The organism is Mycobacterium sp. E3298 (genome assembly GCF_001666895.1).
Classification (GTDB): Bacteria; Actinomycetota; Actinomycetes; order Mycobacteriales; family Mycobacteriaceae; genus Mycobacterium.
In genome coordinates this window covers 1-573 of sequence record NZ_LZJB01000274.1, presented here as the reverse complement: position 1 = coordinate 573, position 573 = coordinate 1, and the positions used below count along the sequence as shown (strand labels likewise).

1 protein-coding gene is annotated in these 573 nt (G+C 71.6%); it reads right to left on the bottom strand.

Annotation, left to right across the window (positions count from 1 at the left end; translation table 11 throughout):
- Positions 1 to 573: DUF58 domain-containing protein (locus tag A9X05_RS12800; protein ID WP_156736674.1), on the bottom strand; the 573-nt coding region annotated here is incomplete at both ends.

Here is a 573-nt window from a genome sequence, read left to right as displayed (position 1 = left end):
CGGCGTCCTGCAGCACGACGTCACCGATGTCGGGCAGCTCGACGTCGCGGGGGTCGAGCACCTCGACGGCCAGCACCTCGTGGCGGGCCGCGATCGCCCGCAGCGGGCGCATCCAGTTGATCGGCCCCAGGAAGTCGCTGATGATCACCGCCATGCCGCGGCGGCGTTCCGGACGGCGCAGCGCGTCGATGGTCGTCGCCAGATCCCCGCGCACGCCGACCGGCGCCCTCGGGGTGGTGGCGATGGTGCGCAGCAGCGTCTGCTCGTGCTGCCGCCCGGAGCGCGCCGGAACCCGAGTCGTGGTCTGGCCGTTGGAGATCAGCGCCCCGAGCCGGTTGCCGCCGCCGCTGTTGAGGAACGTGATCGCGGCAGCTGCCGCCACGGCCAGGTCGCGCTTCTCGCAGCCCACGGTGCCGAAGTCGAGGCTGGCCGACATGTCGACCACCAGCCACGTCTCCAGCTCACGGTCCGCGATCATCTGCCGGACGTGGGGGTGCGTGGTGCGCGTCGTGACCGCCACCCGCCATCCCGAGCAGCTTGGCATGAACGACGTCAAGACGTGGATCTCGTTCG